The sequence below is a fragment of the Rahnella contaminans genome (assembly GCF_011065485.1).
Taxonomy (GTDB): Bacteria; Pseudomonadota; Gammaproteobacteria; order Enterobacterales; family Enterobacteriaceae; genus Rahnella; species Rahnella contaminans.
Window position 1 is genome coordinate 1,193,371 of sequence record NZ_JAADJS010000002.1, and the last position, 6,920, is coordinate 1,200,290.

At 50.0% G+C, this 6,920-nt stretch carries 7 protein-coding genes; 6 read left to right on the top strand and 1 reads right to left on the bottom strand.

The window, feature by feature from the left end:
- Positions 1–48 precede the first annotated feature (48 nt).
- Both GW579_RS14770 and pip read left to right on the top strand, forming a co-directional pair.
- The gene (locus tag GW579_RS14770; RefSeq protein WP_165059676.1) at positions 49–2,088 is read left to right on the top strand and encodes a S9 family peptidase; all 2,040 of its coding nucleotides are present in this window, start codon (positions 49–51) and stop codon (positions 2,086–2,088) included.
- Positions 2,089–2,643: 555 nt separating this feature from the next.
- Entirely contained in the window at positions 2,644–3,600 is a 957-nt protein-coding gene (gene pip, locus GW579_RS14775) for a prolyl aminopeptidase (RefSeq protein WP_165059678.1), read from the top strand.
- Between the two features lie 37 nt (positions 3,601–3,637).
- Here pip and GW579_RS14780 read toward each other — a convergent pair whose 3' ends face one another.
- A complete protein-coding gene (locus tag GW579_RS14780; RefSeq protein WP_152325660.1) occupies positions 3,638–3,868 on the bottom strand; it encodes a DNA polymerase III subunit theta in 231 nt (76 codons plus the stop codon).
- 407 nt (positions 3,869–4,275) lie between these two features.
- Here GW579_RS14780 and ftnA point away from each other — a divergent pair, with 407 nt between their 5' ends.
- The 4 genes from ftnA (at position 4,276) to GW579_RS14800 (ending at position 6,569) form a co-directional block, all read left to right on the top strand.
- Positions 4,276–4,782, top strand: a complete 507-nt coding sequence (gene ftnA, locus GW579_RS14785) for a non-heme ferritin (protein WP_095921401.1) — start codon at positions 4,276–4,278, stop codon at positions 4,780–4,782.
- A gap of 139 nt (positions 4,783–4,921) precedes the next feature.
- Complete coding sequence (copC, locus tag GW579_RS14790; RefSeq protein WP_420821543.1) at positions 4,922–5,308, top strand: copper homeostasis periplasmic binding protein CopC; 387 nt, start codon at positions 4,922–4,924, stop codon at positions 5,306–5,308.
- Between the two features lie 3 nt (positions 5,309–5,311).
- Positions 5,312–6,196, top strand: a complete 885-nt coding sequence (copD, locus tag GW579_RS14795) for a copper homeostasis membrane protein CopD (RefSeq protein WP_165059682.1) — start codon at positions 5,312–5,314, stop codon at positions 6,194–6,196.
- A 37-nt stretch (positions 6,197–6,233) separates the two neighbouring features.
- Positions 6,234–6,569: a YebY family protein gene (locus tag GW579_RS14800; protein WP_152325663.1), complete on the top strand. Its 336-nt coding sequence runs from the start codon at positions 6,234–6,236 to the stop codon at positions 6,567–6,569.
- Positions 6,570–6,920 lie beyond the last annotated feature (351 nt).

Here is a 6,920-nt window from a genome sequence, read left to right on the forward strand (position 1 = left end):
TAAACCTGTCACTCTTGTCACACCATAAAGAGGACAAAGAGATCCGAGATGATGACACCTCCAAAGGCTGAAAAACGCCCGCAAACACTGAGCGTACACGGGGATGACCGTGTCGATAATTACTATTGGCTGCGTGACGATGACCGCGCCGATCCTCAGGTTCTGGCGTATCTGACGGCAGAAAACGAATACACCGATCAGGCGATGCAGCCCCATCAGGCGCTGCGTGAAACGCTTTACGGGGAAATGGTCGCGCGCATTGCGCAGCAGGATCACTCCGTTCCTTACGTCAAACACGGCTACCGTTATCAGACCCGCTACGAGCCGGGCAACGAATACGCAATTTATCTGCGTCAGCCCACCGCCGAACATGAACAATGGCAGACGCTGATCGACGGAAATGAACGTGCCAGCGATGGCGAGTTTTATACGCTGGGCGGCTTAGACATTAGCCCGGACAATAAACTCATGGCCGTGGCCGAAGATTTCCTGTCCCGCCGCCAGTACGACATTCGCATTAAAAATCTGGATGATGAAACCTGGACTGACGATCTGCTGAAAAACACTTCCGGCAGCAGCGAATGGGCAAACGATTCTCAGACGCTGTATTACGTTCGTAAGCATAAGAAAACGTTGCTGCCGTATCAGGTTTACCGCCACGTCGTCGGCACAGATCCGAAAACGGACAAACTGGTTTACGAAGAAAAAGACGACACGTTTTACGTCGGGCTTGATAAAACCACCTCAGAAAAATACATCCTGATCCACCTCGACAGCACCACGACGTCCGAGATCCTGTTGCTGGATGCCGATGATCCGCAGGCGACGCCGAAAGTGTTCCTGTCGCGCCGTAAAGATCATGAATACGCGCTCGATCATTATCTGGACCACTTCTATATCCGTTCGAACAAAGACGGTAAAAACTTTGGTCTCTATAAAAGTGTAAACGCCACCGAGGCGCAGTGGCAGACGCTGATTGCACCGCGCATTGAAGTCATGCTCGAAGGTTTTAGTTTGTTCCGCGACTGGCTGGTGGTAGAAGAACGCCATCAGGGGCTGACGCAGCTACGCCAGATCCACTGGACCAGCGGTGAGGAAAAATCACTGGCATTTGATGACCCTACGTATACCACCTGGTTGGCGTACAACCCGGAACCGGATACGTCGTTGCTGCGTTACGGCTACTCGTCGATGACCATGCCAAGTTCGCTCTTTGAGCTGGATCTCGACACGCATGACCGTACGTTGCTCAAACAGCAGGAAGTGAAAGATTTTGATGCGACGAATTACCGCAGCGAACGCGTCTGGGTCACAGCGCGCGACGGCGTGAAAGTCCCGGTTTCACTGGTTTACCGCCGTGAATTGTTCAAGCCAAACACAAATCCGTTACTGGTTTACGGCTACGGCTCCTACGGCAGCAGCATGGATCCGGCTTTCAGCGGCAGCCGCCTGAGCCTTCTCGACAGAGGCTTTGTTTTCGCACTGGCCCATATCCGTGGCGGAGCAGAACTGGGCCAGCAATGGTATGACGACGGCAAACTGTTTAAAAAACTCAACACGTTCCACGATTTCATCGATGTAACAAAAGAACTGGTGGCTGAAGGTTACGGCGATGCAGGGCAGGTTTACGCGATGGGCGGCAGCGCCGGTGGTTTGCTGATGGGGGCGGTAATTAATCAGGCTCCAGATTTATTCCACGGCATCGTTGCACAGGTTCCTTTTGTCGACGTTGTCACCACCATGCTCGATGAGTCTATTCCGCTGACGACCGGCGAGTATGACGAGTGGGGTAATCCTAACGACAAAGCGTATTACGACTATATGTTGCAATACAGCCCGTATGATCAGGTGCGTGCGCAGGCTTATCCGCACATGCTGGTGACTACCGGTTTGCATGATTCACAGGTGCAATACTGGGAACCGGCGAAGTGGGTTGCGAAACTGCGTGATGTCAAAACTGACGACAATCAGCTGCTGATGCACACGGATATGGATTCCGGCCACGGTGGTAAATCTGGGCGCTTCAAGGCTTACGAAGATATCGCGCTGGAATATGCCTTTGTTCTGTCGCTGGCAGCGAAAAAATAACAGGTTCCCCTGAAATAATTCAAGTCGCAGGAAGGCGGCAAGTGAGCGAATCCCGATGAGCTGACATGGGTCAGTGATTCGGGTGAGTGAGCGCAGCTAACGCATCTGCGGCTTGAAGTATGACGGGGGAATAAAAAAACCCGCGTTCAGCGGGTTTATTCTACGAAGGAACTTTATCAGGCAGCTGCTTTCTTGGCTTTTTTCTCAGCCTTCTTCTCAGCAGGGGTCTTCAGTGGCTTTTTCTTCGCATTTTTTTTGCTATCCATTCCTTTACTCATAATCGCCTCTCTTTAAAGCTGGTGGATTGGGTTGCTCAGCTATTTACTGCCTATTTCGTGTCAGTTGCAAGCAGCTTTGCACGTTTTTCTTTTGTCATCTTCGCAGTTTTGGTTTCACGGGCAGCAAGCTTGCAAGCTAAATTGCGTGATAAGTATGCGAACAGCATATGAAATAACGATTTTTGGTCATAACAACTTGTCGCGGCGGGACCGATGCGCTGTTATTAACAGGCGAGCACATCAATCAATACACTGGCCGAATAGAACAGGAAATGTCATGCCAAAATTAAAAGGGTTGTATCCGCCTCTGGAAGCGTATGCCAGCGGCATGCTTGATACGGGCGATGGACACCAGATTTACTGGGAACGCAGCGGAAACCCGGAAGGTAAACCAGCGATATTTCTGCACGGCGGGCCGGGCGGGGGCTGCTCATCGGTTCACCGGCAACTTTTTGATCCCAATGATTATGACGTCATGCTGTTTGACCAGCGTGGCTGCGGGCGTTCAAAACCTCACGCCAGTCTTGACAACAACACGACCTGGCATCTGGTCGAAGACATTGAACGCTTGCGTAAATTAGCGGGTGTCGAGAAATGGCTGGTGTTTGGCGGTTCGTGGGGATCAACGCTCGCACTTGCTTATGCCGAAACGCATCCTGAACGTGTCAGCGAAATGGTTCTGCGCGGTATTTTTACCCTGCGTAAGCAGGAACTGACCTGGTATTACCAGGATGGCGCATCCCGTTTCTTCCCTGAAAAATGGCAGCGTATTTTGTCGATTTTAAATGATGAGGAACGCAAGGATGTCATCGCCGCCTATCGTGCACGCCTGACGTCGGCAGATCTCGCCGTTCAGCTGGAAGCCGCGAAAATCTGGAGCTTGTGGGAAGGGGAGACTGTGACGCTTCTGCCTGCGGAAGGTTCGTCATCTTTCGGCGAGGATGACTTCGCGCTGGCGTTTGCCCGCATCGAAAACCATTACTTCACGCATCTGGGTTTTCTGGACAGCGACGATCAGCTTTTGCGCAATGTAGATCGCATCCGCCATATTCCCGCCGTTATTGTCCACGGCCGCTACGATATGGCCTGTCAGGTGCAAAACGCCTGGGACCTGGCACAGATCTGGCCGGAAGCGGAACTGCACATCATCGAAGGGGCAGGGCATTCGTTTGACGAGCCTGGGATCCTCGATCAATTGATCCGTACTAACCAGCGTTTCGCCACCCGGCGTTAACGTTTTCTGTGCTCCCGTTTACCCGCAAAGCCGTCGCTTATTTTTGCTTAGGTTCGTAAGGTAAACGGGAAAATTTATGTGATTCCCCGCGATAAAACATGACCCGTTCACGAAAGTAAGTGCGCAAATGCGCAGGTTGCTCGCGTTCAGCCATCTCAGCCACAACAGGCATATTGTAACGTTCCTTAAAAGCGACAGCTGATGCGGCGAGATCGACGTTAATGCGGTCCATCTCGTCTTTGCTGATTTCGGCCAGATTGATGCTCATTGTTGTTTCCTGCTAAACCATTTCGCCGCATTGTACCCGACACCCTGCGCAGGGTGAATGTTGTCTTTAGAATTTTATTATCCCCTGTGTTGTTGGCGCGATACCCTAGTGTTATTGAGTAAATAAGAATTATTCCCGAAATCTAAGTGATAATTATATTCAACGGAAAGAGTAAAGCAGGGTATTTAAATAAGAATGATTCTTTTTAATAACATCCTTTATGTTAATGATTATCATTAGTGCATATTTTAATGAAAATAAATTTCATTAAATTCAATGCGTTAATTTATATTGTTGCCTGCATGATTAATAATGTGAATCGGGTGTTTTTATTTTGTATTGATGCGGGCATAATGCGGGTAAATAACCCCATTCATCTGCCTTAATTTATTTTATGGAGCCGCATCATGCTTAAAAAAGAAATGATCGACCAGCTGAACGAACAGCTGAACCTCGAGTTTTACTCTGCCAATTTATATTTGCAGATGAGTGCATGGTGCAGCGATAAAGGCTACGAAGGCGCAGCGGCGTTCCTGAAACAGCACTCCATGGAGGAAATGGATCACATGCATCGCCTGTTCAAATACGTCAGCGATACCGGCGCATTACCTCTGCTGGGCGCGATTGCTGCTCCGCCGGTGTCGTTTGAATCTCTGACTGATTTGTTCAAACAAACCTATGAGCATGAGCAACTGATCACCCAGAAAATCAACGAACTGGCCGATTTGTCCATGACGCTGAAAGACTATTCTTCTTTCAACTTCCTGCAATGGTATGTTGCTGAACAGCATGAAGAAGAAACGTTGTTCAAATCCGTTCTCGATAAACTGGCTCTGGTCAGCAACACCGGTAACGGCCTGTTCTTCGTAGACAAAGATCTGAAGAACATGGTGGCACAGGCTCCGGCAGGCTAATTTTCCTGTGGTTGTGGTTCATAAAAACGCAGAGTGCTCAGGCCTCTGCGTTTTTTTATGTTTTTTTGACAAACGTTTTGGAGCGGTTTGCGATAAAGTGACGGCGTTATAAATTCATCGTTAAGCAAGCCAAGGAATTATCGTGTTCAAAAAAACCACTTCTCTTTGCCGTGCACTGGCAGTCTCAGCTGTTTTGCTGGGCGGATTTATCTCACAGCAGGCTTCTGCCCACGCACACCTGAAAACAGAAACGCCCGCCGCCGACACCGTTGTCACCGTCAGCCCGTCCGAATTGTCACTGGGCTTTAGCGAAGGCATCGAACCTAATTTCAGCAAAATTACGCTGACCGACGCAGAAAATAAAACCGTTAAAACCGGTTCTATGACGCTCGCGGCGAATGACAAAACTCAGGCGGTTCTCCCGCTTCCGGAAACGCTGAAGTCGGGTAAATACCTGGTAACGTGGAGCGTTGTCTCCGTTGATGGTCATAAAACACACGGTCAGTACAGCTTCACCGTTAAATAAACGATGAGCCTGACTGCCATGTTTGTCCTGTGCCGGTTTGTCCACTTTGCTTCACTGATGCAAATTTTTGGCTTGAGCGTCTTTTGCTCCTTACTGGCACCGCAGGGCTTTTCTGCCGTATTGCTGCGTAAAAATCAGTCTCTGATGATGTGGTCCGGCATTCTGGCGGCGGTGACGTCGGTGGGAATGCTCGCAATTCAGGCCGCGCAGATGGGAAACGGTTGGGGTGACGGGCTGAACCTGAACGTCTGGCTGCTGGTGCTCACGACGTCGTTTGGTGACGTCTGGCGGTGGCATCTTTTACTGACGGCAGCATTATTGCTGGTCATGCTGATGGACTGGTTGCCGGGACGCAACGTGATCATCTTTTTGTGTGCCCTCGGTTTACTGATGAGTCAGGCGCTGATCGGCCATGCGGCGATGCATGATGGCGCGCTGGGGCTGTTACACCGGAGTAATCATGTCGTGCATCTGCTCAGCGCGGCTTACTGGTTCGGATGCTTATACCCGCTGCTGACCTGCATGTTATATACGCGACAACCTGCGACACGCCCTTATGCGATTGCCACGCTTATCCGGTTTTCGGTCTTGGGCCACGCCGCCGTCGCGCTGGTTATCCTGACCGGTATTCTGAATACCGCGATTATTTTGCAACGCTGGCCGGTCGATATGACCTCGCTTTATCAGCGTCTTCTGGTCATTAAAGTGGCGCTGGTCGGGATCATGTGCGGCATCGCCATTTTCAACCGTTACCGGCTGGTGCCGTTAATGGGTAAACAGCCGGAGCTGGCCCAGCGCCATTTCATCTTGATGACGTGGCTCGAATGGGGGCTGGCATTATTGGTTTTACTGGCGGTGAGCTGGTTTGCAACACTTGCACCGGGCTGAAAAGCATGAAGAATTTACTATTTACTGAGGAAAAATCATGAGGAAAACACTGCTCGCCTGCGTGTTGCTAACCTTATCTGCCAGCAGTTTTGCGGCGCCGCAGGTTGAAACGATCAGTCGCCTGCAATATGGCAAAGCCTGGGCTTTTACGCGTGAAGAAGTCATGCTGCAATGCCGTCCCGGTAACGCGCTATATATCATTAACGACAGTACACTGGCGCAATATCCTCTGAACGACGTCGCCAAAGAGCAGGTTAAAAACCGCCAGGTTCAGGCCGTGCCGCTGGAGAAAATCTGGCTAGACGATCCGGCTAATCCGGGGCAAAAAATGAGCCTCGCGCCGTTTATCGCCAAAGCCGAGACGCTTTGCTGAATCGCCGTGCAGCCGGTAACTGCCTGATGTTAATCCTATGTTTTGCGTATGTTGTCACACAATGAGAATAATACATCATTGTTATTATCACTATGTTTCAAACTGAGTGGAAAATAGTCAGGCCTCGGCTACTCTTTAAGTTGTACGGCTTAACCGCCTGCATTAATGCCAACTTTTAGCGCACGGCTCTCTCCCAAGAGCCATTTCCCTAGACCGAATATAGGAATCGTATTCGGTCTTTTTTTTGCCTGTTTTTCAAATCAATAACTTATTGTTAAAACAACCACTTATATCACTTCCTATTACCCTCAATGTTACTTATTAGGACTTTCTGCCGCCACTTTGTCGCCA